The 23661-nt window shown below is 72.9% G+C and carries 20 protein-coding genes; 18 read left to right on the top strand and 2 right to left on the bottom strand.

The annotated features are described in order from the left end of the window. Positions 1-177: 177 nt before the first annotated feature. Positions 178-681, bottom strand: coding sequence for a transcriptional regulator BldD (gene bldD, locus ABZ719_RS30030; protein ID WP_018570201.1), 504 nt, complete (start codon positions 679-681; stop codon positions 178-180). Positions 682-957: 276 nt separating this feature from the next. Between bldD and pyrR the strand changes: the two genes are divergently transcribed. From pyrR to ABZ719_RS29960, 14 genes are all read left to right on the top strand, one after another. Next, positions 958-1554, top strand: a complete 597-nt coding sequence (gene pyrR / locus ABZ719_RS30025) for a bifunctional pyr operon transcriptional regulator/uracil phosphoribosyltransferase PyrR (protein ID WP_366728297.1) — start codon at positions 958-960, stop codon at positions 1552-1554. Between the two features lie 100 nt (positions 1555-1654). Further along, positions 1655-2635, top strand: a complete 981-nt coding sequence (locus ABZ719_RS30020) for an aspartate carbamoyltransferase catalytic subunit (protein WP_366728296.1) — start codon at positions 1655-1657, stop codon at positions 2633-2635. 6 nt (positions 2636-2641) lie between these two features. Continuing rightward, on the top strand, positions 2642-3928 hold the full coding sequence (locus tag ABZ719_RS30015) for a dihydroorotase (RefSeq protein ID WP_366728295.1): 1287 nt from the start codon (positions 2642-2644) through the stop codon (positions 3926-3928). Next, complete coding sequence (locus tag ABZ719_RS30010; protein WP_366728294.1) at positions 3925-4530, top strand: hypothetical protein; 606 nt, start codon at positions 3925-3927, stop codon at positions 4528-4530. The genes ABZ719_RS30015 and ABZ719_RS30010 overlap by 4 nt, the downstream gene beginning before the upstream one ends. After that, positions 4527-5684, top strand: a complete 1158-nt coding sequence (carA, locus tag ABZ719_RS30005; RefSeq protein WP_366728293.1) for a glutamine-hydrolyzing carbamoyl-phosphate synthase small subunit — start codon at positions 4527-4529, stop codon at positions 5682-5684. The genes ABZ719_RS30010 and carA overlap by 4 nt, the downstream gene beginning before the upstream one ends. After that, the gene (gene carB / locus ABZ719_RS30000; RefSeq protein ID WP_366728292.1) at positions 5677-8985 is read left to right on the top strand and encodes a carbamoyl-phosphate synthase large subunit; all 3309 of its coding nucleotides are present in this window, start codon (positions 5677-5679) and stop codon (positions 8983-8985) included. Before carA ends, carB begins: the two co-directional genes overlap by 8 nt. Before the next feature lie 198 nt (positions 8986-9183). Further along, entirely contained in the window at positions 9184-10290 is a 1107-nt protein-coding gene (locus tag ABZ719_RS29995) for a quinone-dependent dihydroorotate dehydrogenase (RefSeq protein ID WP_366728291.1), read from the top strand. Next, entirely contained in the window at positions 10287-11132 is an 846-nt protein-coding gene (gene pyrF / locus ABZ719_RS29990) for an orotidine-5'-phosphate decarboxylase (RefSeq protein WP_366728290.1), read from the top strand. The genes ABZ719_RS29995 and pyrF overlap by 4 nt, the downstream gene beginning before the upstream one ends. A gap of 266 nt (positions 11133-11398) precedes the next feature. Continuing rightward, positions 11399-11722, top strand: a complete 324-nt coding sequence (locus tag ABZ719_RS29985; RefSeq protein ID WP_003977346.1) for an integration host factor — start codon at positions 11399-11401, stop codon at positions 11720-11722. 59 nt (positions 11723-11781) lie between these two features. Continuing rightward, complete coding sequence (gmk, locus tag ABZ719_RS29980) at positions 11782-12375, top strand: guanylate kinase (RefSeq protein ID WP_366728289.1); 594 nt, start codon at positions 11782-11784, stop codon at positions 12373-12375. 51 nt (positions 12376-12426) lie between these two features. Beyond that, a complete protein-coding gene (gene rpoZ, locus ABZ719_RS29975; protein WP_003977348.1) occupies positions 12427-12699 on the top strand; it encodes a DNA-directed RNA polymerase subunit omega in 273 nt (90 codons plus the stop codon). Between the two features lie 167 nt (positions 12700-12866). Beyond that, on the top strand, positions 12867-14069 hold the full coding sequence (coaBC, locus tag ABZ719_RS29970) for a bifunctional phosphopantothenoylcysteine decarboxylase/phosphopantothenate--cysteine ligase CoaBC (protein ID WP_366728288.1): 1203 nt from the start codon (positions 12867-12869) through the stop codon (positions 14067-14069). A 240-nt stretch (positions 14070-14309) separates the two neighbouring features. Continuing rightward, complete coding sequence (gene metK / locus ABZ719_RS29965) at positions 14310-15518, top strand: methionine adenosyltransferase (protein WP_366728287.1); 1209 nt, start codon at positions 14310-14312, stop codon at positions 15516-15518. A gap of 136 nt (positions 15519-15654) precedes the next feature. Continuing rightward, complete coding sequence (locus ABZ719_RS29960) at positions 15655-17802, top strand: primosomal protein N' (RefSeq protein ID WP_366728286.1); 2148 nt, start codon at positions 15655-15657, stop codon at positions 17800-17802. Between the two features lie 156 nt (positions 17803-17958). Here the strand turns inward: ABZ719_RS29960 and ABZ719_RS29955 are convergent, their stop codons facing one another. Then, a complete protein-coding gene (locus tag ABZ719_RS29955; RefSeq protein ID WP_366728285.1) occupies positions 17959-18513 on the bottom strand; it encodes a hypothetical protein in 555 nt (184 codons plus the stop codon). A 261-nt stretch (positions 18514-18774) separates the two neighbouring features. Between ABZ719_RS29955 and fmt the strand changes: the two genes are divergently transcribed. The 4 genes from fmt (at position 18775) to ABZ719_RS29935 (ending at position 23660) form a co-directional block, all read left to right on the top strand. Continuing rightward, the gene (gene fmt / locus ABZ719_RS29950; RefSeq protein WP_366728284.1) at positions 18775-19707 is read left to right on the top strand and encodes a methionyl-tRNA formyltransferase; all 933 of its coding nucleotides are present in this window, start codon (positions 18775-18777) and stop codon (positions 19705-19707) included. A 280-nt stretch (positions 19708-19987) separates the two neighbouring features. After that, positions 19988-21406: a transcription antitermination factor NusB gene (locus ABZ719_RS29945; RefSeq protein ID WP_366728283.1), complete on the top strand. Its 1419-nt coding sequence runs from the start codon at positions 19988-19990 to the stop codon at positions 21404-21406. A gap of 372 nt (positions 21407-21778) precedes the next feature. Next, a complete protein-coding gene (gene rpe, locus ABZ719_RS29940) occupies positions 21779-22465 on the top strand; it encodes a ribulose-phosphate 3-epimerase (RefSeq protein WP_366728282.1) in 687 nt (228 codons plus the stop codon). Between the two features lie 151 nt (positions 22466-22616). Beyond that, positions 22617-23660: a sugar-binding domain-containing protein gene (locus ABZ719_RS29935; protein ID WP_366728281.1), complete on the top strand. Its 1044-nt coding sequence runs from the start codon at positions 22617-22619 to the stop codon at positions 23658-23660. Position 23661 lies beyond the last annotated feature (1 nt).

Here is a 23661-nt window from a genome sequence, read left to right as displayed (position 1 = left end):
GGCCCGCAGCATCGATGCTGCGGGCCCAGCGACGTATCTGTGGGCATCGGGGCCACCTGCGGCCGCACGGGCCCGCAGGAGGCCGTCAGAAAGCCGCCGGGGTGGCCGGAACCGTCTGGTTCCGGCCACCCCGGCGGCACGTTTCTGCTGGGTCCGGCGTCGCTGCCGGAGCTGGGCTCAGGCCTCCTCGTGGGACGCCACCGCGCGGCGCGCGTCCGCGTCCAGGACGCCCCAGCTGATCAGCTGCTCGGTGAGGACCGAGGGCGACTGGTCGTAGATCACGGCGAGGGTGCGCAGGTCGTCCTGGCGGATCGAGAGCACCTTGCCGTTGTAGTCACCGCGCTGGGACTGGATGGTGGCCGCGTACCGCTGCAGCGGGCCGGCCTTCTCGGCGGGCACGGTGGCCAGCCGCTCCAGGTCCAGGACCAGCTTCGGCGGGGGCTCGGCGGCACCGCCGGGGGTGGTGCCGGGCAGCAGCTCCTGCACCGGGACCCCGTAGAAGTCCGCCAGCTCGGCGAGGCGCTGCACGGTCACGGCACGGTCGCCGCGCTCGTACGAACCGACCACGACCGCCTTCCAGCGGCCCTGGCTCTTCTCCTCGACACCGTGGAGGGAAAGGCCCTGCTGGGTGCGGATCGCCCGGAGCTTGGCCCCGAGCTGTTTGGCGTATTCGCTGGACATATGGCTCCCCGGACACTGTGTCGACGCGGCCTGGCTCGGCTGCCACGCCGGGCGGCTGGTAACTCACTGTGAGGTTACGCAGCGTTACTCTGCCGCGTCAAGCCGAATGGTCCACACCGCCTCTTCCGTGCTAACGGCACCCGGTTGCGCCGAACGGGTGACGCGCGGGGGCCGAGGGGTGTGCCGGGCGGTCCGCGGCACCTGCTACCGTGGATGGCGCAATTCCGACGTCCTTTAAGGTCCGTCCCGTGAGGCGGAGAAGGAGGTCCGTTTCGTATGGACAAGCAGGACACGCACGCCGGTGCGCAGGCGTCCGATGCGCGGCCCGTTCTCGAGGGTCCCGACATCGCCCGCGTACTGACCCGCATCGCCCACGAGATCGTCGAACGCGCCAAGGGCGCCGACGACGTGGTGCTCCTCGGCATTCCGACCCGCGGCGTCTTCCTCGCCCAGCGGCTCGCCGCCAAGCTCGAACAGATCACCGAGCGCAAGGTCCCGGTCGGCTCGCTCGACATCACCATGTACCGCGACGACCTGCGCATGCACCCGCCGCGTGCGCTGGCCCGCACCGAGATCCCCGGTGACGGCATCGACGGCCGTCTCGTCGTCCTCGTCGACGACGTGCTCTTCTCGGGCCGCACCATCCGCGCCGCCCTCGACGCGCTGAACGACATCGGCCGCCCGCGCGCGGTGCAGCTCGCCGTCCTCGTCGACCGGGGCCACCGCGAACTGCCCATCCGCGCCGACTACGTCGGCAAGAACCTCCCCACGTCGCTGCGGGAGACGGTCAAGGTCCAGCTCGCCGAGGAGGACGGTCGCGACACCGTGCTGCTCGGCGCCAAGCCGGCCGCCCAGGGCGAGCAGCAGCCGTAGCGCCGCGCGCGTACGCACCCGCCGTACGTCCCGCGCGCGTGCCCGCACGCGCTCCTGTGCCCGAATTCTCCTGAATGAACTGCCTTACGGAGCCTGACAGATGCAGCGTCATCTCATCTCGGCCGCCGACCTCACCCGCGACGACGCCGTCCTGATCCTCGACACCGCCGAGGAGATGGCCCGGGTCGCCGACCGGCCGATCAAGAAACTGCCGACCCTGCGCGGCCGCACGGTGGTCAACCTCTTCTTCGAGGACTCCACCCGCACCCGGATCTCCTTCGAGGCCGCCGAGAAGCGCCTGTCCGCGGACGTCATCAACTTCACCGCCAAGGGGTCGAGCGTCTCCAAGGGCGAGTCGCTGAAGGACACCGCCCAGACGCTGGAGGCCATGGGCGTCGACGCCGTGGTCATCCGGCACGGCGCCTCCGGCGCTCCCTACCGCCTGGCCAACTCGGGCTGGATCGACGCCGCCGTCATCAACGCCGGGGACGGCACGCACCAGCACCCCACCCAGGCCCTGCTCGACGCGTTCACCATGCGCCGCCGCCTCACCGGCCGCGACGCCGGCCTCGGCCAGGACCTGGCGGGCCGGCGCATCACGATCGTCGGCGACGTCCTGCACAGCCGCGTCGCCCGCTCCAACGTCGACCTGCTGCACACCCTCGGCGCCGACGTCACCCTCGTCGCCCCGCCCACCCTGCTGCCGGTCGGCGTCGAGTCCTGGCCCTGCGAGGTCTCCTACGACCTCGACGCCACGCTGCCCAAGTCGGACGCGGTGATGATGCTGCGCGTGCAGCGCGAACGCATGAACGCCGCCTTCTTCCCCACCGAGCGCGAGTACTCCCGGCGCTACGGCCTCGACGGCGACCGCATGGCGCGGATGCCCGAGCACGCGATCGTGATGCACCCCGGCCCGATGGTCCGCGGCATGGAGATCACCGCCCAGGTCGCCGACTCCGGGCGCTGCACCGCCGTGGAACAGGTCGCCAACGGCGTCTCCATCCGCATGGCCGTGCTCTACCTGCTGCTCGGAGGCAACGAGCCCGCCGTCACCCACACCCGCACCACCGAGGAGAAGTAAGACAAGATGAGCAAGATCCTTATCCGTGGTGCGAAGGTGCTCGGCGGCGAGCCGCAGGACGTGCTGATCGACGGCGGGACCGTCGCGGAGGTCGGGTCCGGCCTGTCCGCCGAGGGAGCGGAGGTCGTCGAGGCCGCCGGCAAGGTCCTCCTGCCGGGCCTGGTCGACCTGCACACCCACCTGCGCGAGCCGGGCCGCGAGGACTCCGAGACCGTCCTGACCGGCAGCCGCGCCGCCGCGAGCGGCGGCTACACCGCCGTGTTCGCCATGGCCAACACCTTCCCGGTCGCGGACACCGCGGGCGTGGTCGAGCAGGTCTGGCGGCTCGGCCGTGAGCACGGCTACTGCGACGTGCAGCCCGTCGGCGCCGTCACCGTCGGCCTGGAGGGCAGGAAGCTCGCCGAGCTGGGCGCCATGCACGAGTCGGCCGCCGGCGTCACCGTCTTCTCCGACGACGGCAAGTGCGTCGACGACGCGGTGATCATGCGCCGGGCCCTGGAGTACGTGAAGGCGTTCGGCGGTGTCGTCGCCCAGCACGCGCAGGAGCCCCGCCTCACCGAGGGCGCCCAGATGAACGAGGGCGTCGTCTCCGCCGAGCTGGGCCTGGGCGGCTGGCCGGCCGTCGCCGAGGAGTCGGTCATCGCCCGGGACGTGCTCCTCGCCGAGCACGTCGGCTCCCGCGTCCACATCTGCCACCTGTCGACCGCCGGCAGCGTCGAGATCGTCCGCTGGGCCAAGTCCCGCGGCATCGACGTGACCGCCGAGGTCACCCCGCACCACCTGCTGCTCACCGACGAGCTGGTGCGCACCTACAACCCCGTCTACAAGGTCAACCCGCCGCTGCGCACCGAGCGCGACGTGCTGGCCCTGCGCGAGGCGCTCGCCGACGGCACGATCGACATCGTCGCCACCGACCACGCCCCGCACCCGCACGAGGACAAGGACTGCGAGTGGGCCGCCGCCGCCATGGGCATGGTCGGCCTGGAGACGGCCCTGTCGGTGGTCCAGGAGACCATGGTCGACACCGGCCTGCTGGACTGGGCGGCCGTCGCCGACCGCATGTCCTTCGCACCGGCCCGCATCGGGCGGGCCGCCGGCCACGGCCGTCCCGTCTCGGCAGGCGAGCCCGCCAACCTCACCCTCGTCGACACGGAATACCGTGGGCAGGTGGACCCCGCGGGCTTCGCCTCGCGCAGCCGCAACACCCCCTACGAGGGACGTGAGCTGCCGGGCCGTGTCACCCACACGTGGCTCCGGGGCAAGGCCACGCTCGTCGACGGGAAGCTCACGTGACACCTGCAACACTGCTCGCAGCCGGGCTCACCACCCGCCTCGCCGCCGAAGAGAAGTCGGCGACGGTCACCGACTGGGGCGGCCGCATCGGCTGGCTGGTCGGCCTCGCCCTCTTCGTCGCCCTCGTCTACTGGCTGATGCGCGAGGGCTGGAAGTGGCGCGGCACCCTCCAGAGCGACCTGCCCGAGCTGCCCGCCGCGCCGCGGGAGCCCGGTGCGGCGAGACTGACGATGACCGGCCGCTACCACGGCTCCACCACGGCCGGTCAGTGGCTGGACCGCATCGTGGCGCAGGGCCTGGGCACCCGCAGCCGGGCCGAGCTGACCCTGACGGACGCGGGACTGGACGTCGTACGCCCCGGCGCGCAGGACTTCTTCGTCCCGGCGGCACAGCTGCGCGGCGCCCGGCTCGACAAGGGCATCGCCGGCAAGGTCCTCACCGAGGGCGGCCTGCTGGTGGTGACCTGGGAGCACGGAGGCAAGCTGCTCGACTCGGGGTTCCGCTCCGAGAGGGCGGCCGAGCACACCGAGTGGGTCGCCGCCCTCAACTCCATGACCGAAACGAAGCTCGAAACGAACACCACGGAAGGCGTCGAACGATGACCACCTCCATCCAGGGGAACGCCTCGCGCAGGCAGAGGGCGCTTCCCGCCGTACTCGTCCTGGAGGACGGCCGGGTCTTCCGGGGCCGCGCCTACGGCGCCGTGGGGGAGACGTTCGGCGAGGCCGTGTTCTCCACCGGCATGACCGGCTACCAGGAGACCCTCACCGACCCGTCGTACCACCGCCAGGTCGTCGTGATGACCGCCCCGCACGTCGGCAACACCGGCGTGAACGACGAGGACCCCGAGTCCCGGCGCATCTGGGTGGCCGGCTACGTCGTCCGCGACCCCGCGCGCGTGCCCTCCAACTGGCGCTCCCGCCGCTCCCTGGACGAGGAGCTGGCCGCGCAGGGCGTCGTCGGCATCAGCGGCATCGACACCCGCGCGCTCACCCGCCACCTGCGCGAGCGCGGCGCCATGCGCGTCGGCATCTTCAGCGGCGACGCCGTCCAGGACGACGCCGCGCTGCTGGCCCGCGTCCAGGAGGCCCCCGAGATGGTCGGCGCGGACCTGTCCGCGGAGGTCGCCACCAAGGAGGCGTACGTCGTCCCCGCGATCGGTGAGAAGAAGTTCACCGTCGCCGCCGTCGACCTCGGCATCAAGGGCATGACCCCGCACCGCATGGCCGAGCGCGGCATCGAGGTGCACGTCCTGCCCGCCACCGCCACCCTGGAGGACGTCTACGCGGTCCGGCCCGACGGCGTGTTCTTCTCCAATGGCCCCGGCGACCCCGCCACCGCCGACCACCCCGTCTCCGTGATGCGGGGCGTCCTGGAGCGCGGCACGCCGCTGTTCGGCATCTGCTTCGGCAACCAGATCCTCGGCCGCGCCCTCGGCTTCGGCACCTACAAGCTGAAGTACGGCCACCGCGGCATCAACCAGCCGGTGCAGGACCGTACGACCGGCAAGGTCGAGGTCACCGCGCACAACCACGGCTTCGCCGTGGACGCCCCGGCCGACCAGGTCTCCGACACCCCCTTCGGCCGCGCCGAGGTCTCCCACGTCTGCCTGAACGACAACGTGGTGGAGGGCCTCCAGCTCCTCGACAAGCCGGCCTTCAGCGTCCAGTACCACCCCGAAGCGGCGGCCGGTCCCCACGACGCCGCCTACCTGTTCGACCGCTTCGTTTCCCTGATGGAGGGCCAGCGTGCCTAAGCGCACCGATATCCAGTCCGTCCTGGTCATCGGCTCCGGCCCGATCGTCATCGGCCAGGCCGCCGAGTTCGACTACTCCGGCACCCAGGCGTGCCGGGTCCTGAAGGCCGAAGGCCTGCGGGTCGTCCTGGTGAACTCCAACCCGGCGACGATCATGACCGACCCGGAGATCGCCGACGCCACCTACGTCGAGCCGATCACCCCCGAGTTCGTCGAGAAGATCATCGCCAAGGAGCGCCCCGACGCCCTGCTGCCCACCCTGGGCGGTCAGACGGCCCTGAACACCGCCATCTCGCTGCACGAGAACGGCGTCCTGGACAAGTACGGTGTCGAGCTGATCGGCGCCAACGTCGAGGCCATCCACAAGGGCGAGGACCGCGACCAGTTCAAGGAGGTCGTGGAGGAGGTCCGCCGCAAGATCGGACACGGCGAGTCCGCCCGCTCGGTCATCTGCCACACCATGGACGACGTCCTCGCCGGCGTCGAGGAGCTGGGCGGCTACCCGGTCGTCGTCCGCCCCTCCTTCACCATGGGCGGCGCCGGCTCCGGCTTCGCCCACGACGAGGAGGAACTGCGCCGCATCGCGGGCACCGGCCTCACGCTCTCCCCGACCACCGAGGTCCTTCTGGAGGAGTCCATCCTCGGCTGGAAGGAGTACGAGCTGGAGCTGATGCGCGACAAGAACGACAACGTCGTGGTCGTCTGCTCCATCGAGAACTTCGACCCGATGGGCGTGCACACCGGTGACTCGATCACCGTCGCCCCGGCGATGACGCTCACCGACCGCGAGTACCAGGTCCTGCGCGACATGGGCATCGCGATCATCCGCGAGGTCGGCGTCGACACCGGCGGCTGCAACATCCAGTTCGCGATCAACCCGGTCGACGGCCGCGTGATCGTCATCGAGATGAACCCGCGCGTCTCCCGCTCCTCCGCGCTCGCGTCCAAGGCCACCGGCTTCCCGATCGCGAAGATCGCCGCCAAGCTCGCTGTCGGTTACACCCTCGACGAGATTCCCAACGACATCACGCAGGAGACCCCGGCCTCCTTCGAGCCGACCCTCGACTACGTGGTCGTCAAGGCTCCGCGGTTCGCCTTCGAGAAGTTCCCGAGCGCGGACTCCACCCTCACCACCACCATGAAGTCGGTCGGCGAGGCCATGGCCATCGGCCGCAACTTCACCGAGGCGTTCCAGAAGGCGCTGCGCTCCCTGGAGAAGAAGGGCAGCCAGTTCACCTTCGTCGGCGAGCCGGGTGACAAGCAGGCGCTCCTGGAGCGGTCCGTCCGGCCCACCGACGGCCGCATCAACACGGTCATGCAGGCCGTCCGGGCCGGCGCCACGCCGGAGGAGATCTTCGAGTACACGAAGATCGACCCCTGGTTCGTCGACCAGCTCTTCCTGATCAAGGAGATCGCCGACGAGCTGGCCGAGGCCCCCGAGCTGACCGCCGAGCTGCTCGCCGAAGCCAAGCGGCACGGCTTCTCCGACCAGCAGATCGCCGAGATCCGCGGGCTGCGCGAGGACGTCGTCCGCGAGGTGCGCCACGCGCTCGGCATCCGCCCGGTCTACAAGACGGTCGACACCTGCGCGGCCGAGTTCGCCGCCAGGACCCCGTACTTCTACTCGTCCTACGACGAGGAGAGCGAGGTCGCGCCGCGCGAGAAGCCCGCCGTGATCATCCTGGGCTCCGGCCCCAACCGCATCGGCCAGGGCATCGAGTTCGACTACTCCTGCGTCCACGCCTCCTTCGCGCTGAGCGACGCCGGGTACGAGACCGTGATGGTCAACTGCAACCCGGAGACCGTCTCCACCGACTACGACACCTCCGACCGGCTGTACTTCGAGCCGCTCACCCTGGAGGACGTCCTGGAGATCGTCCACGCCGAACAGCAGGCCGGACCGGTCGCCGGTGTGGTCGTCCAGCTCGGCGGCCAGACCCCCCTCGGTCTGTCGCAGGCGCTCAAGGACAACGGCGTGCCGGTCGTCGGCACCTCGCCCGAGGCCATCCACGCCGCCGAGGACCGGGGCGCCTTCGGCCAGGTCCTCGCGGAGGCCGGCCTGCCCGCCCCCAAGCACGGCACCGCCACCACGTTCGCCCAGGCCAAGACCATCGCCGACGAGATCGGCTACCCGGTCCTGGTGCGCCCGTCCTACGTCCTGGGCGGCCGCGGCATGGAGATCGTCTACGACGAGGCCCGCCTGGAGGCGTACATCGCCGAGTCGACCGAGATCAGCCCCTCGCGTCCGGTCCTCGTCGACCGCTTCCTCGACGACGCCATAGAGATCGACGTCGACGCCCTCTACGACGGCGAGGAGCTGTACCTGGGCGGCGTCATGGAGCACATCGAGGAGGCCGGCATCCACTCCGGCGACTCGGCGTGCGCGCTGCCGCCGATCACGCTGGGCGGCTTCGACATCAAGCGGCTGCGCGCCTCCACCGAGGCCATCGCCAAGGGTGTCGGGGTGCGCGGCCTGATCAACATCCAGTTCGCGCTGGCCGGTGACATCCTCTACGTCCTGGAGGCCAACCCGCGCGCCTCCCGCACCGTGCCCTTCACCTCGAAGGCGACCGCGGTGCCGCTGGCGAAGGCCGCCGCCCGGATCTCGCTGGGCGCCACCGTCGCCCAGCTGCGCGAGGAGGGCCTGCTGCCCAGGAACGGCGACGGCGGCACCATTCCGCTCGACGCGCCGATCTCCGTCAAGGAGGCCGTCATGCCGTGGTCGCGCTTCCGCGACATCCACGGCCGCGGCGTCGACACCGTCCTGGGCCCGGAGATGCGCTCCACCGGTGAGGTCATGGGCATCGACTCCGTCTTCGGCACGGCCTACGCCAAGTCGCAGGCGGGCGCCTACGGGCCGCTGCCCACCAAGGGCCGCGCCTTCATCTCGGTCGCCAACCGGGACAAGCGCTCGATGATCTTCCCGGCCCGTGAGCTGGTCGCCCACGGTTTCGAACTGCTCGCCACCTCCGGCACCGCCGAGGTCCTCAAGCGCAACGGCATCAACGCCACGCTGGTGCGCAAGCAGTCCGAGGGCACCGGCCCGAACGGCGAGAAGACCATCGTCCAGCTCATCCACGACGGCGAGGTCGACCTCATCGTCAACACCCCGTACGGCACCGGTGGCCGCCTGGACGGCTACGAGATCCGTACGGCGGCCGTGGCGCGGTCCGTGCCCTGCCTGACGACCGTCCAGGCGCTCGCCGCCGCCGTCCAGGGCATCGACGCCCTCAACCGCGGCGACGTGGGCGTGCGGTCGCTCCAGGAACACGCCGAGTTCCTGACCGCGGCCCGCGACTAGCGGCCGCACCGAGGGGGACACCGGAAACGGTGTCCCCCTCCTCATGAGGGCCCGTCCCTTCATGAGGAGCCGGTCTCTCCACGACGACCCGGCCTCTTCATGACGTTTCACGAGGACCCGGTTTCCGCACGAGCACCCGGGTCCCTCCACGAGGACCCCTGGTCGCCGCCTCGAGCACCCCCGAAGGACTTCTCCGCGATGTACAAGCTCTTCTTCCGCCTGGTCTTCCGGCGCATGGACCCGGAACAGGCCCACCACCTCGCCTTCCGCTGGATCCGCCTGGCCGTCCGCGTCCCGGTGCTGCGCACCTTCGTCGCCGCCGTCCTGGCACCCCGCTACAAGGAACTGCGCACCGAGGCACTGGGGCTGCGCATGCACGGCCCCTTCGGGCTGGCCGCGGGCTTCGACAAGAACGCCGTCGCCATTGATGGCATGTCCATGCTCGGGTTCGACCACGTCGAGATCGGCACGGTCACCGGGGAGCCGCAGCCCGGCAACCCCAGGAAGCGCCTCTTCCGCCTCGTCGAGGACCGCGCGCTCATCAACCGCATGGGGTTCAACAACGACGGCTCGCTGGCCGTGGCGGCCCGCCTGGCCTCCCGCACGCCGGTGTTCAGGACCGTGGTCGGCGTCAACATCGGCAAGACCAAGGTCGTCCCCGAGCAGGAGGCGGCCGCCGACTACGTGAAGTCCGCCGAGCGCCTCGCCCCCCACGCCGACTACCTGGTCGTCAACGTGTCCTCGCCCAACACCCCCGGCCTGCGCAACCTCCAGGCGACCGAAGCGCTGCGGCCGCTGCTCAGCGCGGTGCGCGAGGCCGCCGACCGGGCGGTGCCCGCCCGCCGCGTCCCGCTGCTGGTCAAGATCGCGCCGGACCTCGCCGACGAGGACGTGGACGCCGTCGCCGACCTCGCCGTGGAACTCGGCCTGGACGGCATCATCGCCACGAACACCACCATCGCGCGCGAGGGACTCGGTCTGCGCGCGCGGCCCGCCCTGGTGAAGGAGACCGGCGGTCTGTCCGGCGCGCCCCTGAAGGAACGCTCCCTGGAGGTCCTGCGCCGCCTCTACGCGCGCGTGGGCGACCGCATCACCCTGGTCGGCGTCGGCGGCATCGAGAACGCCGAGGACGCCTGGCAGCGCATCCTGGCCGGCGCCACGCTGGTCCAGGGCTACAGCGCCTTCGTCTACGAGGGGCCCTTCTGGGGCCGCGCCATCCACAAGGGCCTCGCCGCGCGCCTGCGCACCAGCCCGTACGCCACCCTCGCCGACGCGGTCGGCGCCGACGTGAGGAAGTCCGCATGAGCCCTCTGGAGCCCTTCGGCGCACGCCTGCGCCGTGCGATGGACGAGCGCGGCCCGCTGTGCGTGGGCATCGACCCGCACGCCTCCCTGCTCGCCGAGTGGGGCCTGAACGACGACGTGGCCGGGCTGGAGCGGTTCAGCCGCACCGTCGTGGAGGCGGTCGCCGACCGGGTCGCCGTCCTCAAGCCGCAGAGCGCCTTCTTCGAGCGGTTCGGCTCGCGGGGCGTCGCCGTCCTGGAGGCGGCGGTCCAGGAGGCGCGGGCGGCCGGGGCGCTGGTCCTCATGGACGCCAAGCGCGGCGACATCGGCTCGACCATGGCGGCCTACGCCGAGTCGTTCCTGCACAAGGACGCGCCGCTGTTCTCGGACGCGCTGACCGTCTCGCCCTACCTCGGTTACGGGTCGCTGAAGCCCGCGGTCGACCTGGCGCGGGAGAGCGGCGCCGGCCTGTTCGTCCTGGCGCTGACCTCCAACCCGGAGGGCGGCGAGGTGCAGCACGCGGTGCGGCCCGACGGCCGCGACGTGGGCGCCACCATGCTCGCCCACCTGGCGCGGGAGAACGCGGGAGAGGGCCCGATGGGCTCCTTCGGCGCGGTGGTCGGCGCCACGCTCGGTGACCTGTCGTCGTACGACCTGGACATCAACGGGCCGCTCCTGGCGCCCGGGATCGGGGCGCAGGGGGCGACGCCGGCCGATCTGCCCGCGGTCTTCGGTCCGGCGGTGCGCAACGTGGTGCCGAACGTCAGCCGCGGTGTTCTGCGTCACGGTCCCGACGTGGTCGCGCTGCGTGACGCGGCGGACCGTTTCGCGCAGGAGATCCGGGCGGCGGTGCGGGCCGGCTGAGCCCCGGACGAACGGTCGGGCGGAGCCCCGAGTCCGGCCCCGGGTCTGGATACATTCTCAAATCCGGGGCAATATGTCCTAAATGCCCGGCCTCACTGAGGCTGACCAGGACTTTTCCGCTGTTCTCGCTGACTCTGGCGCCCTTGACCGCTAGTCTCCGTCGAGAGTCATCGGGCGAGCGTGTTGCTCGTGGCTCCCCAGGTGTGGGGCGACTAGGTTCCTCACCGGTCCGTATCCGACAGTTCGACATCCGAGGTGACGTAGGCGTGGCTCTTCCGCCCCTTACCCCTGAACAGCGCGCAGCCGCGCTCGAAAAGGCCGCCGCGGCTCGCCGGGAGCGGGCCGAGGTCAAGAATCGACTCAAGCACTCCGGCGCCTCCCTGCACGAGGTCATCAAGCAGGGCCAGGAGAACGACGTCATCGGCAAGATGAAGGTGTCCGCCCTTCTTGAGTCCCTGCCGGGCGTGGGCAAGGTCCGCGCCAAGCAGATCATGGAGCGACTCGGCATCTCCGAGAGCCGTCGTGTGCGCGGCCTCGGCTCCAACCAGATCGCTTCCCTGGAGCGTGAGTTCGGCAGCACCGGTTCCTGAAGTCCCGGTGCCCGGGACGGGCGTCCCGGGCACCGCCGGATTGCTGGAATAATCGCTGCATGGCTGTAACACCCCGGGGGACGACCCCCGTACCCCCGGACGCACGTCCGCGGCTGACCGTGCTCTCCGGCCCCTCCGGGGTCGGCAAGAGCACGGTCGTCGCTCATATGCGCAAGGAGCACCCCGAGGTCTGGCTCTCGGTGTCGGCGACGACCCGCAAGCCCCGCCCCGGCGAGCAGCACGGCGTCCACTACTTCTTCGTCACCGACGAGGAGATGGACAAGCTGATCGCCAACGGTGAGCTGCTGGAGTGGGCCGAGTTCGCCGGCAACCGCTACGGCACGCCGCGCGCCGCCGTGCTGGAGCACCTGGAGGCGGGTGTGCCGGTCCTGCTGGAGATCGACCTCCAGGGCGCCCGGCAGGTCCGCGAGTCCATGCCCGAGGGACGCCTGGTGTTCCTGGCCCCGCCCTCCTGGGAGGAGCTGGTGCGCAGGCTCACCGGCCGGGGCACCGAGCCGCCCGAGGTGATCGAACGCCGGCTCCGGGCCGCGAAGGTCGAGCTGGCGGCCGAACCCGAGTTCGACGAGACCCTGGTCAACACCTCCGTCGAGGACGTGGCGCGCGAGCTGCTAGCCTTGATGGACGTCGTGTGATCGTCACCGATCATCCGGACTGATTCTTTCCCATCCATCGGAAGGTAGAGCGTGTCCTCTTCCATCTCCGCGCCCGAGGGCATCATCAACCCGCCGATCGACGAGCTCCTCGAGGCCACCGACTCGAAGTACAGCCTCGTGATCTACGCGGCCAAGCGGGCCCGCCAGATCAACGCGTACTACTCGCAGCTCGGCGAGGGCCTCCTCGAGTACGTCGGTCCGCTCGTCGACACCCACGTCCACGAGAAGCCGCTCTCCATCGCCCTGCGGGAGATCAACGCCGGTCTGCTGACGTCCGAGGCCATCGAAGGCCCGGCGCAGTAACCGCCGACGATACGGCGCAGATGCGGCGCAGGTACGGTGCGATAAGTCGTATCTACAGACCGCAGTAGCTTTTTCCACAGGCCCGGCAGCGCGACTGCCGGGCCTGTGGTGTGTCATAGGAGGCGTGCGCCGCACCGGGCGCACCGGGGCCGAGCCAGGGAGAGACGGTGGACAAGCCGAAGGTCGTGCTGGGGGTCAGCGGCGGCATCGCCGCGTACAAGGCCTGTGAACTGTTGCGCCGGTTCACCGAGTCCGGACACGAGGTGCGCGTCGTCCCCACCGCCTCCGCGCTCCACTTCGTCGGCGCCGCCACCTGGTCCGCCCTGTCCGGCAACCCCGTCGCCACCGAGGTCTGGGACGACGTCCACGAGGTGCCGCACGTCCGCATCGGCCAGCACGCCGACCTGGTCGTCGTCGCCCCGGCCACCGCCGACACGCTCGCCAGGGCCGCCCACGGCCTCGCCGACGACCTGCTGACCAACACGCTGCTCACCGCCCGCTGCCCGGTCGTCTTCGCCCCCGCCATGCACACGGAGATGTGGGAGCACCCCGCCACCCAGGAGAACGTGGCGACGCTGCGCCGGCGCGGCGCCGTCGTCATCGAGCCGGCCGTCGGCCGCCTCACCGGCGTCGACACCGGCAAGGGGCGGCTGCCCGACCCGGCGGAGATCTTCGAGGTCTGCCGCCGCGTCCTCACCCGGGGCGCCGGCGCCCCCGACCTGGCCGGCCGGCACGTCGTCGTCAGCGCGGGCGGCACCCGCGAGCCGCTCGACCCCGTCCGCTTCCTCGGCAACCGCTCGTCCGGCAAGCAGGGCTACGCGCTGGCGCGCACCGCCGCGGCCCGGGGCGCCCGGGTCACCCTGGTCGCCGCCCACACCGAGCTGCCGGACCCGGCGGGCGTCGACCTCGTGCGGGTCTCGACCGCCGTACAGCTGCGCGAGGCGGTGCTGAAGGCGGCCGCGGACGCCGACGCGGTCGTGATGGCGGCCGCCGTCGCCGACTTCCGTCCCGCGGTCTACGCGGCCGGGAAGATCAAGAAGAAGGACGACCAGGAGCCCGAGCCCATCGCCCTGGTGCGCAATCCCGACGTCCTCGCGGAGATATCGGCCGACCGGGCGCGGGCCGGGCAGGTGATCGTCGGCTTCGCCGCCGAGACCGACGACGTCCTCGCCAACGGCCGCAGGAAGCTGGCGCGCAAGGGCTGCGACCTCCTCGTGGTGAACGAGGTGGGGGAGCGCAGGACCTTCGGCTCCGAGGAGAACGAGGCGGTGGTGCTGGCGGCCGACGGCGGCGAGACGCCGGTCCCCTACGGACCGAAGGAGGCCCTGGCCGAGACGGTGTGGGACCTGGTCGTCTCCCGGCTGGGCTGATCGTCCCCGCCGCCTCGCGCGCCACTCGAACACCGCACACCGTCACCCGGCGGCCCTGTTCAATCGCCGCGGGCATTGGGCAGAATGCCCGTGCCGCAGGTCACAGGGCTCCCGAGTGGCGAGACAGGTGGGCCGGTGGCCGAGCGCGACCGATAAACTGTCCACGGACGACGCCGGGCGCAGCCCCCCGCGCCGTCCGCCAATGATCAGCCAGCAGCCGCTGCAACCCCAGGGAGCGTTGTGTCCCGTCGCCTGTTCACTTCGGAGTCCGTGACCGAGGGTCACCCCGACAAGATCGCTGACCAGATCAGCGACACCATCCTCGACGCCCTCCTGCGGGAGGACCCCTCCTCGCGGGTCGCCGTCGAGACGCTGATCACCACCGGCCTGGTGCACGTGGCCGGCGAGGTCACCACCAAGACCTACGCGGACATCGCGACCCTCGTCCGCAACAAGATCCTCGAGATCGGCTACGACTCCTCCAAGAAGGGCTTCGACGGCGCCTCCTGCGGCGTGTCGGTGTCGATCGGCGCGCAGTCCCCGGACATCGCGCAGGGCGTCGACGCGGCCTACGAGGCCCGGGTCGAGGGCGACGAGGACGAACTGGACCGCCAGGGCGCCGGTGACCAGGGCCTGATGTTCGGCTACGCCTGCGACGAGACGCCGACCCTGATGCCGCTGCCGATCTTCCTCGCGCACCGCCTGTCCAAGCGCCTCTCGGACGTCCGCAAGAACGGCACGATCCCCTACCTGCGCCCCGACGGCAAGACGCAGGTCACCATCGAGTACGACGGTGACAAGGCCGTCCGCCTGGACACGGTCGTCGTCTCCTCGCAGCACGCCTCCGACATCGACCTGGAGTCGCTGCTCGCCCCCGACATCCGCGAGTTCGTCGTCGAGCCGGAGCTGAAGACGCTCCTGGAGGACGGCATCAAGCTGGACACCGAGGGCTACCGCCTGCTGGTCAACCCCACCGGCCGCTTCGAGATCGGCGGCCCGATGGGCGACGCCGGCCTGACCGGCCGCAAGATCATCATCGACACCTACGGCGGCATGGCCCGCCACGGTGGCGGCGCCTTCTCCGGCAAGGACCCGTCCAAGGTGGACCGCTCGGCCGCGTACGCGATGCGCTGGGTCGCGAAGAACGTGGTGGCCGCGGGCCTCGCCTCCCGCTGCGAGGTGCAGGTCGCGTACGCCATCGGCAAGGCCGAGCCCGTCGGTCTGTTCGTGGAGACCTTCGGCACCCACAAGGTCGAGCCCGAGAAGATCGAGAAGGCGATCGACGAGGTCTTCGACCTCCGTCCGGCCGCGATCATCCGCGACCTCGACCTGCTCCGCCCGATCTACGCGCAGACCGCCGCCTACGGTCACTTCGGCCGTGAGCTGCCGGACTTCACCTGGGAGCGCACCGACCGCGTGGACGCCCTGCGCGAGGCCGTGGGCCTGTAACAGCCCGCAGACACGCAGCGCCGGCTCCCGGGACCCGTTCGTGGTCCCGGGAGCCGGCGTCGTCGCGCGGGCGCGGCTCCCGGCGCCGCAGCGGTGGTCAGGCCCGTTGTCAGTGCCGTTTGGTAAAAATGCAAGCGTGAGCAGCGAGAACGGGCCGGGGGACGGCGGGGCCGAGGGTGCGCCGCCCGAGCAGCTTGCGCTCATCCGGGAGACCGTGCGCAAGGCCAAGGAGCCCCGGGCCAAGCCCCGGACCTGGCGCGGCGCGGCCCTCGCCCCGCACCTGCCCGTCGCACGCGTGCTCGTCGACAAGGGCGTGCTCCACCTCGACCGCTCCTTCGACTACGCGGTGCCCGCCGAGCTGGACGCCGACGCGCAGCCCGGGGTCCGGGTGCGGGTGCGCTTCGGTGCCGGGCGGCACCGGGTGCGCGAGGGCCGCCGCGAGGGCGGCGGCCTCATCGACGGGTTCCTCGTCGAACGGCGGGCCGAGTCCGACTACTCCGGGCCGCTGGCCGCGCTCGCCCAGGTCGTCTCCCCGGAGCCCGTCCTGAGCGAGGAACTCCTCGCGCTGGTCCGGGCCGTCGCCGACCGGTACGCGGGCAGCGTGGCCGACGTGCTCCAGCTCGCCGTCCCACCGCGCAGCGCGCGCGCCGAACAGCGGCCCTCGCCCGCCCCGCTGCCGCCGCCGAAGATCCCGGAGCCGGGCTCCTGGACCCGTTACGGGCACGGGGCCGCCTTCATCGAGTCGCTGGCCGCCGGCGGCGCCCCCCGGGCCGTGTGGAACGCCCTGCCCGGGCCGCAGTGGAGCGAGGAGGCGGCGCGGGCCGTGGCCGCGACGCTCGCCTCCGGGCGCGGCGCGCTCGTCGTCGTCCCCGACGGCCGCATCGCCGCCCGGCTCGACGCCGCGCTGACCGCGCTCCTGGGGGAGGGACGGCACGCGCTGCTCACCGCCGACGCGGGGCCCGAGAAGCGCTACCGGCAGTGGCTCGCGGTGAGCAGGGGCTCGGTACGGGCGGTGGTCGGCACCAGGGCCGCCATGTTCGCGCCGGTCCGCGACCTCGGTCTGGTCGCCCTGTGGGACGACGGGGACGACAGCCACAGCGAGCAGCACGCACCGCAGCCGCACGCGCGCGAGGTGCTGCTGCTGCGCGCCGCGCAGGACCGGTGCGCCTTCCTGCTCGGCGGCTGGAGCTGCACCGTGGAGGCGGCCCAGCTCGTCGAGACCGGCTGGGCGCGGCCCCTGGTCGCCGCGCGGGACCAGGTGAGGCGGGCCGCGCCCCTCGTGCGGACGGTGGGCGACGGCGACCTCGCGCGGGACGAGGCGGCGCGGGCCGCCCGGCTGCCCTCGCTCGCCTGGCAGGCGGCCAGGGAGGGACTGCGGCACGGCCCCGTCCTGGTCCAGGTCCCCCGGCGCGGGTACGCGCCCCGGATGGCCTGCGCGCAGTGCCGGGCGCCGGCCCGCTGCCGGCACTGCGCCGGTCCGCTGGAGGGCCAGGACGCGGGCATCCTGCGCTGCGGCTGGTGCGGGCGGGAGGAGTCCGGCTGGCACTGTCCGGAGTGCGGTGCGTTCCGGCTGCGGGCCCAGGTGGTCGGGGCGCGGCGCACCGCGGAGGAACTGGGGCGGGCCTTCCCCGCCGTACCGGTGCGCACGTCGGGCCGCGAACACGTGCTCGACACGGTGCCGGGCACGCCCGCCCTGGTGGTGAGCACACCGGGGGCTGAACCGGTCGCCGAGGGCGGTTACGCGGCGGCCCTCCTGCTGGACGGCTGGGCCATGCTGGGCCGGCCCGACCTGCGGGCCGGCGAGGACGCCCTGCGCCGCTGGATCGGCGCTGCGGCCCTCGTGAGGCCGCAGGAGGCGGGCGGCACGGTGGTCGTCGTGGCCGAGCCGACCCTGCGCCCCGTGCAGGCGCTGGTGCGCTGGGATCCCGTGGGGCATGCGCTGCGGGAGCTGTCCGAGCGGGCCGAACTGGGCTTCCCACCGGTCTCCCGGATGGCGGCCGTGACGGGCCCCGGGGCGGCCGTCGCGGACTTCCTGCACGCGGTCGAACTGCCGCGCGACGCCGAGATCCTCGGGCCCGTGCCGGTGCCGGACACCCCGGCCGGCCGCCCCCGGCGGCCCGGCGCGCCGCCGCCCGGCGAGCACTGGGAACGGGCGCTGGTCCGCGTGCCGCCCGGCAGCGGCTCCGCCCTCGCCGCGGCCCTGAAGACCGCGCAGGCGGCCCGGACGGCCCGGGGGAGCGGCGAGGCGGTGTGGGTGCGGATCGATCCGCCGGACATCGGGTGACGGACCGGGGCCCCGGGTGCCGGGACCGGCCTCCGTGGCGAGGCCCGCTGCCGTTGCGAGGGCCCTTTCCCGCTGCGAGGCCCGCTTCTGCCGCGAGAACCTGCTCCCGGGCCGGCCGGCTCCCGCCGGGGAAGGGGCCGTGCCGGGTGCGGTGCGTCAGCCGTTGCGCGGGCCCGGGAAGGCCGTAGGCCTGACGTCCTCGCGCAGCGACGGGCTTCCGGCCGTCGGCTGGGTCGGCATGGACCGGGCGGCCGGGACCGTGGGCACCGGGGGCGCCGCGGCCAGTCCGGGGCCCAGTGCGACCGGCCGGCTGCCCGGCGTCTCCGGCGCACGCTCGGCCTCGGCGGCAGCCGCCTGCGCGGCGGCGCGGCGCGCACCGTAACGCCGGTGCACCGCCTGCTTGGTGACGCCGAGCGCCGAGCCCACCGCGTCCCACGAGAAGCCGAGCGAGCGGTCGAAGTCGACGGCGGCCGTGACCAGGGTCTCGACGCTGTCCCGCAGTTCCTGCGCGAGGCGGACCGTCGGGGCGGGGGCCCGTCCGTAGACGACGAAGCCCGTGGAGGGGCCGGAGCGGCGCGGGCGGTAGACGTTGCCCAACTGGGCGGTGAGCGTGCGCAGTGCGTCCACCTGCCGGCGGACCCGCTCGATGTCCCGCACCAGCAAGTGCAGGCTGGCCCGGGCCTGGGCGTCGTGGGTTGCGTGGTCGGCCATGAACAAGCCTCTCGAACCGGCGTTGAAAGGAACGGGCCGTACGAGCGGCCCCTTTTGGTCAACTCTCACTTGACCAACGCGTTTTCCGCCCGCTGGTCACGCTGTGGGGGCGTAAGGGCATATGCGTACGCCCCCCGTGGAGCGGCCGTGCGCTGCGTCCCCCCGCCCCCGGCCGCTTCCCTCCCACGTCCTTGCGGGGTCATAGACTTGTGGGCCGCGTACCCACCCCGAACATCCTGACCGAGAGGCCCGCACCCGCCCATGAAGCTCGTCTTCGCCGGTACCCCCGAGGTCGCCGTTCCCGCCCTGGACGCCCTGCTCGCCTCCGGGCGGCACGAGGTCGCGGCCGTCGTCACCCGCCCCGACGCACCGGCCGGCCGGGGGCGCAGGCTCATCGCGAGCCCGGTCGCCGAACGCGCCGAGGAGGCCGGGATCGAGGTGCTCAAGCCCGCCAGGCCGCGCGACCCCGACTTCCAGGAGCGGCTCAAGGAGATCGCCCCGGACTGCTGCCCCGTCGTAGCCTACGGCGCCCTGCTGCCCAGGACCGCCCTGGACATCCCCGCGCACGGCTGGGTCAACCTGCACTTCTCGCTGCTGCCCGCCTGGCGCGGTGCCGCGCCGGTGCAGCACAGCCTCATGGCCGGTGACGAGATCACCGGCGCCTCCACGTTCCTCATCGAGGAGGGGCTCGACTCCGGTCCGGTCTACGGCACCGTCACGGAGGCGATCCGCCCCACCGACACCAGCGGTGACCTGCTCACCCGGCTCGCGCTCGCCGGGGCGGGGCTGCTCGCGGCGACCATGGACGGCATCGAGGACGGCACCCTGAAGCCCGTGCCGCAGCCGTCGGAGGGCGTGACCCTCGCGCCCAAGATCACGGTCGAGGACGCCCGGGTCGACTGGGCCGCCCCCGCCCTGCGCGTGGACCGCGTGGTCCGCGGGTGCACGCCGGCGCCGGGCGCCTGGACCACGTTCCGCGGCGAACGCCTCAAGCTGATCCAGGTGGCCCCCGTGCCCCGGCGCACCGACCTCGCGCCCGGCGCGCTCGCCGTCGGCAAGAACGACGTGCACGTCGGCACCGGTTCGTACGCGGTCGAGCTGCTGTGGGTGCAGGCCCAGGGCAAGAAGCCGATGCGGGCGGCGGACTGGGCGCGGGGCGTGCGCATCGCCGAGGGCGAGACCCTCGGCGGCTGACCGACGCCGTGCGCCTCGGGCGCGGTCGCCCGGCAGCGGACCGTGCGACCCGCGAGAAGGCAGTGCTGCCCGCCGGACCGGGACCGGCGGGCGGGGGAGAGGTGCGGCGGCCGGGACGGCGGCGTGGCGGCCGTCCGGCAGGTCAGGGCCGGGGGAGGGCCGGTCGGGCGCCGGGGCGGGTCGTAGGCTGGGTGCACAGCGCACCCGGGCCCGCGCACCCGCGCCCGGCCCCGCCCCACGCGTCCGTGCGCGGCGCCCCAGACATCCGGAGCACCTTTTCGTGAGCGACACCCCCCGTCGGCCCCGCAAGCCCGCCAAGCCGTACCGCCGGCCCCAGAAGGACCCCGTCCGCATCCTCGCCTTCGACGCGCTGCGCGCCGTGGACGAACGGGACGCGTACGCCAACCTCGTGCTGCCGCCCCTGCTGCGCAAGGCCCGGGAGAAGGGCGACTTCGACGGACGGGACGCGGCGCTCGCCACCGAGCTGGTCTACGGCACCCTGCGCCGGCAGGGCACGTACGACGCGATCATCGCCGCGTGCGTGGACCGGCCGCTCAGGGAGGTGGACCCGCCCGTCCTGGACGTGCTCGCCCTGGGCGCCCACCAGCTCCTCGGCACCCGCATCCCGAGCCACGCCGCGGTCTCCGCCACCGTCGAGCTGGCCCGGGTCGTGCTCGGTGACGGGCGGGCCAAGTTCGTCAACGCGGTGCTGCGCAAGGTCGCCCAGCACGACCTCGACGGCTGGCTGGAGAAGGTCGCACCGCCCTACGACGAGGACCCCGAGGACCACCTCGCCGTCGTCCACTCCCACCCGCGCTGGGTCGTGTCCGCCCTGTGGGACTCGCTCGGCGGCGGACGCGCCGGCATCGAGGACCTCCTGGACGCCGACAACGAGCGGCCCGAGGTGACCCTCGTGGCCCGGCCGGGGCGCGCCACCACCGAGGAACTGCTGCGGGAGGAGGCCGCGGTGCCGGGCCGCTGGTCGCCGTACGCCGTCCGGCTCACCGAGGGCGGCGAGCCGGGCGCGGTGGACGCCGTACGGGAGGGGCGCGCGGGCGTACAGGACGAGGGCAGCCAGCTCGTCGCCCTGGCCCTGGCCGCCGCGCCCGTCGACGGCCCCGACACCAAGTGGCTGGACGGCTGCGCGGGGCCCGGTGGCAAGGCCGCCCTGCTCGCCGCGCTCGCCGCCGAGCGCGGTGCCGTGCTGCTGGCCTCGGAGAAGCAGCCGCACCGGGCCGGCCTGGTCGCGAAGGCGCTCGCCGGGAACCCCGGGCCGTACCAGGTGATCGCGGCCGACGGAACGCGCCCCGCCTGGCGGCCGGGCAGCTTCGACCGCGTCCTGGTCGACGTGCCGTGCACCGGCCTCGGCGCCCTGCGCCGCCGCCCCGAGGCCCGCTGGCGGCGCCGCCCGGAGGACCTCGACGGCTTCGCGCCGCTCCAGCGCGGCCTGCTCCGTACGGCCCTGGAGTCGGTCCGCGTCGGCGGTGTCGTCGGCTACGCCACCTGCTCGCCCCACCTCGCCGAGACCCGTGCGGTCGTCGCCGACGTGCTCAAGCAGTTCCCGGCGACGGAACTGATCGACGCGAGGCCGCTGCTGCCCGGCGTCCCCGCCCTGGGCGAGGGCCCCGACATCCAGCTGTGGCCCCATCTGCACGGCACGGACGCGATGTACCTGGCCCTGATCCGCCGCACCGGCTGATCACCACCCGCAGGCAGCCCGCCCCCCCCGCAGCGCGGGAACTTGCCGGGGTGCCGCCGGGGCGGCCCGCCCCTGACGCGTAGGACGTGCTGAGACGCGTCCGGGGCCGCCCCGACCGGATGCGCCGGGCCGGCCCGCTCGTCACCGGGGCGCCCCCGCCCCTGACCTGCGACGCCTGCCGGGACGCCGCCGGGACGGCCCCCGCGGAGGCGCGGGGAACCGGCGCCCAGCCGCCGCCGGCCGGCCGGCCGACGAGCCACAACCGGCGCGCACACCGGCGCGCACGCCGGCCCCGGCACCCGGGGACCGCCCCCCACGGCCCCCGGCGGCCCGCCGTTCCGGCCGGGCGCCGCGGCATGGCAGGCTTGGGGCATGGCCGTGCAGATCAACCCCAGCATCCTGTCCGCCGACTTCGCGCGCCTCGCCGAGGAGGCGAAGGCGGTCGAAGGGGCCGACTGGCTCCACGTCGACGTGATGGACAACCACTTCGTCCCGAACCTCACCCTCGGCGTGCCGGTCGTGGAGTCCCTGGCGCGGGCGACGGACACCCCGCTGGACTGCCACCTGATGATCGAGGACCCGGACCGGTGGGCCCCGCAGTACGTCGAGGCGGGCGCCTCCTCGGTGACCTTCCACGTCGAGGCCGCCGCCGCGCCGGTGCGCCTGGCCCGCGAGATCCGCGCCAAGGGCGCCCGCGCCTCGATGGCGCTGAAGCCCGCCACGCCCGTCGAGCCCTACGAGGACCTGCTCCCCGAGCTGGACATGCTCCTGATCATGACGGTGGAGCCCGGTTTCGGCGGACAGGCGTTCCTCGACATCATGCTGCCCAAGATCCGCCGTACCAGGGAGCTGATCGGCAAGCACGGCCTGCAGCTGTGGCTCCAGGTCGACGGCGGCGTCTCGGCCTCGACGATCGAGCGGTGCGCGGACGCCGGTGCCGACGTCTTCGTCGCGGGCTCCGCGGTCTACGGCGCCGACGACCCGTCCGAGGCGGTCCGCGCCCTGCGCGCACAGGCGCAGACGGCCACATCCCAGGCATCCTGGGCGTGCGGCCACTGAGTATCGGGGCATCCCGGGCGGCCCGTACGCGCGGCCGGCGCGCGTCGGGGCGTCCCGGACGTGCAACCACTGGGCATCAGGTACGTGAACGGCTCTCATCAGGGCTGATCAACAGCGCCGGATCTGCAAGGATGAACGGCGAATCCAGAGTGTGAACAGCAGTGAGGAGATCGCCGTGTCGGGTATGTCGGCGGGCCGGTCAGCAGTGCGGATGGGACCCGCTGAGCTGGTGCAGGCGGCGGCCATGGCCCGCCGCTTCTACCTCGAGGGCAAGTCCAAGATCCAGATCGCCGAGGAGTTCGGCGTGAGCCGGTTCAAGGTGGCCCGGGTCCTGGAGACCGCCCTCGAACGGGATCTCGTACGGATCGAGATCCGGGTGCCGGCCGAGCTGGACGCCGAGCGCTCCGACGCGCTCCGCGCCCGCTACGGTCTGAGGCACGCCGTCGTGGTCGAGTCACCGGCCGAGGCGGAGGAGACGCCCGACCCGGAGAACCTCGGCGAGGTCGCCGCCGACCTGCTCGGCGAACTCGTCGACGAGGGCGACGTCCTGGGCCTGGCGTGGGGCCGTTCCACCATCCACATGGCGGCGGCCCTGGACCGGCTGCCCCCGTGCACGGTGGTGCAGCTGACGGGCGTGTACGACGCGGGGACCTCCGAGCGCGGCTCGGTGGAGGCCGTCCGCCGCGCCGCCCAGGTCTCCGGCGGCGACGCGCACCCCATCTACGCGCCGATGCTGCTGCCGGACGCGGCCACCGCGGCGGCGCTGCGCAACCAGACCGGGATCGCCCGCGCCTTCGAGTACTTCGACAAGGTCACCGTCGCCTGCGTCTCCATCGGCTCCTGGGAGCCGGGCATCTCCACGGTGCACGACATGCTCAGCGACGAGGAGCGCGCCCACTACGCCTCGCTCGGCGTGGCCGCCGAGATGGCCGCGCACCTCTTCGACGCCGAGGGCCGCCGGATCGGCCGCGACCTGGGGGAGCGGTGCATCACGGTCAAGGCCGACCAGCTGCGCCGTATCCCCGAGGTCGTCGCCATCGCCGGCGGCCAGCGCAAGGCGGCCGCGATCGACGCGGTGCTGCGCTCGGGGCTGGTCACCAGCCTCGTCACGGACACCTCGGCAGCCGACTACCTGATGACGGCCGGACCGTCCCCCAAGTCCGCGCTGCACCGGGCGGACCCGGACGGGTCCTGAC

Source organism: Streptomyces sp. NPDC006743, assembly GCF_040703815.1.
Taxonomy (GTDB): domain Bacteria; phylum Actinomycetota; class Actinomycetes; order Streptomycetales; family Streptomycetaceae; genus Streptomyces.
The sequence above is the reverse complement of the archived record's forward strand: the minus strand, read 5'-3'. Positions and strand labels throughout refer to the sequence as shown.